3 protein-coding genes are annotated in these 3,483 nt (G+C 56.0%); 2 read left to right on the top strand and 1 reads right to left on the bottom strand.

The window, feature by feature from the left end:
* Positions 1-347 precede the first annotated feature (347 nt).
* Positions 348-905 (top strand): SMC-Scp complex subunit ScpB, encoded by a 558-nt coding sequence (scpB, locus tag NW841_RS11025; protein WP_414365678.1) that lies wholly within the window; start codon positions 348-350, stop codon positions 903-905.
* An 887-nt stretch (positions 906-1,792) separates the two neighbouring features.
* Here the strand turns inward: scpB and NW841_RS11020 are convergent.
* Positions 1,793-2,443: a peroxiredoxin gene (locus NW841_RS11020; protein ID WP_414386395.1), complete on the bottom strand. Its 651-nt coding sequence runs from the start codon at positions 2,441-2,443 to the stop codon at positions 1,793-1,795.
* 282 nt (positions 2,444-2,725) lie between these two features.
* Here NW841_RS11020 and NW841_RS11015 point away from each other — a divergent pair.
* Positions 2,726-3,483, top strand: a 758-nt coding sequence (locus tag NW841_RS11015; protein ID WP_414386393.1) for a hypothetical protein, incomplete at its 3' end; no start/stop codon positions are given.

Below are 3,483 nucleotides of genomic sequence, written 5' to 3'. Positions count from 1 at the left end.
GGGCAGAAGAAGAGACAAAAGCTCTGCTGTCAAGCGGGTGAGGAAACCCCACCCGCCTGCGCGGTGGGGTAGTTCATTCGTAATCAAATACAGGGCGGTGGGGCGTCCCGTTCTGTTCGTGTGAGCGGCGCGGAGCGCTAAAGCTCAGGAAACGTCCTGTGCCATAACAGGAGTCCCTGTTCGCGCAGCGTGGTGTAAGCCATGAAACCCGCACTCGATGCGTCAGCTTGAGGGCGGGAGTACGTCACCATAGTGGCTCTCGCTTTGGCTCAGAAAGCTCGTAAAGGGATCCCTCAGTTTGCAACTGCTGCTATGCTACGGGACAGGTTAGCGGATCCCTTGGCGCTATGCCCTCGCGTCGTTCCAAGTCGGTTTTGAACCCCGGTTCAGAGATGGAGGGGGGGCGTCTCCTAGCCCTAAAAAATCAGATCGAGGCAATCCTCTACTTGAAGGGGCAGCCGTTGGCCCTATCGACACTGGCCCAGTTGGCCCAGTGCAGCCGCGACGAGGCCTACGATGCACTGTTGGAGCTGATGGAAGACTACGCCCACCGCGACTCCGCCCTAGAGGTGCTGCAGGTGGAGGAGGGGTTTGCTCTACGGTTGCGCGAGCCTTTTTTGGAGCTGGCCAACCAGCTCTTGCCCCCTGAAATCGGGGTGGGCGCCACCCGTACCTTGGCGACTATCGTTCTACGTGGCCCCCTCTCGCAAGCTGACTTGGTGGAGTTACGCGGTCAGGGTGCTTACCAACATGTGGCAGAGCTGGTGGAAAAGGGCTTTGTGACCCGCTATCGCAAAGAAGGCAGCCGCTCCCCCTGGTTGCGGGTGACGGATAAGTTCCATCGCTACTTTACCTTGCAGGACGGAAAAGCTTGCGCTCTAGCTGCAAGGTCAGCGTCGAGATGAAAGGCGCGGCAAACAAGTCCAGTCTATACCGGCGAGTTTACCAATCCTCTAGAAAACAAAACCGGCCAAGGCGTTCTCTACACTTGCATCTTTGTTCGTGGTAGTTTAGACCCCTCAGTTTATTCGCAACAAATGCCTGCGCTACTGAATGGATAACCAAGGAGCTGGCCGGTACGACCTCTCTAAACTCTCTGCTGTGCTGGCCAAAGAATATGAGTGAGCAGCTCAGCTCAACGCAATGGCAAGGCAAGCTAGCGCAGAGCGGGCTTAGTCGGCCATCCAGCGTTTCTATGACAACTGCCAAGCCAAGAAACCAGGGAAGAAGGGCTTTCCCAAGTTCCAGAAGCACTGCCGCTCGGTCGAATACAAGACGACAGGGTGGGAACTCTCACAAGACGGGAAGCATCTCACCTTCCCCAACAGTTTTAAGGCTGGAACCTTTCTGCGGCTGGAAGCTTCTGACCCATGGTTTTACGGCATTTCGCAGATTAAGCAAATCAGGGTAGTGCGGAGAGCCGATGGCTACGACGCTCAGTTTTGCATCGACGTTGACCCGCAGGAAGAACTTCCACCTACGGGTAAGGTTGTCGGTATTGAGTTGGGGCTGACATGCTTCTACGAAGCAACCGACAGTACTGTAGTGGAAAACCCCAGGTTTCTGAGGCAGCGTAGAGACTGGGTGGTGAAACAGGCCCGGGCGCTGGTGTGTCCGTAGCGTGGTTTTGTGCGCTTGCGTCAGCGGTGCGGAGCACTAACTGTCTTAAGCGGGTTTGAAATGACCACAAAGTTAAGGATCCCCTCACCGGGGATCCAGATCAAGGAGCCACGGCTTCAGCGGAGAAGGGAGCCCTTCTCCTGAGCCAACATCAGCTAGGTTGCTGGGACTCTTACTTGTTGGGCTGAGGGGTGACTCGCAGGTAGGGCTTAATTTCCTTGTAGCCTTTCGGGAACTTTTCTTTGAGCACTTCCGGATCTTTCAGCGAAGGCGGGATAATGACATCGTCGCCATCTTTCCAGTCGGCGGGGGTGACGACGTTGTACTTATCTGTCAACTGCAGAGCATCGATTGCCCGCAGCAGCTCGTCGAAGTTGCGCCCCGTGCTGGCTGGATAGGTGAGGATAAGGCGGATTTTCTTGTTGGGATCAATAACGAACACTGAGCGCACCGTCAAAGGCAGTCCTTCTTGATTGAGGTTGGTCTGATCCAGCATGCCGTAGAGCTGGGAGACCTTGCGGTCAACGTCTGCCAAGATGGGATAAGTCACCCGGGCATTCTGAGTTTCCTCGATGTCTTTCACCCAGCCGACGTGGGAGTCCACATCGTCCACGCTGAGGGCCAGCACCTTCACCCCTCGCTTCTCGAACTCAGGCATCAGCTTGGCAACAGTACCCAGCTCGGTGGTGCAGACCGGCGTGTAGTCAGCGGGGTGCGAAAACAACACTACCCAGCTATCCCCGGCCCAGGAATAGAAGTCGATTTCGCCGTGGGTGGACTTTTGCGTAAAATTGGGAGCCGTATCGCCAAGTCGGAGAGACATACACTCTTTCTCCTCAGTAAAGGGTTCAGTCCGGTGAGGTCAGGATCCGGATCCTTGCGCTCGATCCGTCTGCTGTCTATTTTGCCACAAAAACTCCACTTTTCCGAGCGGATTTTAGGAGATTTTAAGATCATCGCCAACTTGCCCGCAAGGTGAGAAGCCCTTTCCTAATGTGAACAATTGTTGTGGGCAGTCTTAACATTCTGTAGTTTCCTTACAGGCTGCAACGGCGGCGTGCTAGGGGTATTGTAGACAACAGAATCTAGCTCCTCTGCTGAGGTCATGGGATCGATGGAAAGCCTAGAAGCAGTTACACCTTACAGCCTGGCCACCCTGTGGGCCCAAAAATATGTAGACAAGCTGCGGGCACAGGCGGCCTTGGGCGAGCTGCCGGGTACCCAATTAGCCGACAAAGTGAAGGGATCCCTGCGCTTTGCCAGCTCCCAGGCCTGGGCAAAAACGGAGCGGCTCTTGGCTGCCGAAATCCCGAGGCAGCGGCTGGATCCGGACTTGATCGATCCCTGGCAAATTGCCGAGGACTCCCGCGAGTTATTTGAAAAGGCAGCGGAAAGTTGTGGGGAGGGCCTCTCGCCAGTGCGCTTTTCAGTAAAGATTGCACCGTTCTGTGGCAGCCTGCGGGCCCGCTACAGCGAACGGGATCCGCGGGTGCTGGGCTTTTTAAGCATGCAATTCCACTACACGGGGCAGATGGTCTTGCAAGCTCTATCCCCTCAGGAGCGCAGCCTCTTCCACCCCTACTTGAAGGTCATGGACGACCACCTCTACATGCCCCTGCAGAGGATGTACGAGGGTGCCGCTGTTCACGCCAGCGACAACGCTTCTTCCGCCTCTTTGCTGGCTGTTCAGGAACTGCTGCCCATCGTAACCAGTGTGGCGGAATTTATCTGTGCCGAAGTAGCTCAGCGTTTCCCGGACTATCGCTGCGAAAGCGGCCCCTTGACAGATCTGGAGGTGCGGATTTCCAGCATCCGCGATGTGGAGATGTTCCAGGTGTACCTGGGCCTCTGTGCCTTGGAAGG

Origin of the sequence: Synechococcus sp. H60.3 (assembly GCF_047462295.1) — a bacterium.
Classification (GTDB): Bacteria; Cyanobacteriota; Cyanobacteriia; order Thermostichales; family Thermostichaceae; genus Thermostichus.
The sequence above is the reverse complement of the archived record's forward strand: the minus strand, read 5'-3'. Positions and strand labels throughout refer to the sequence as shown.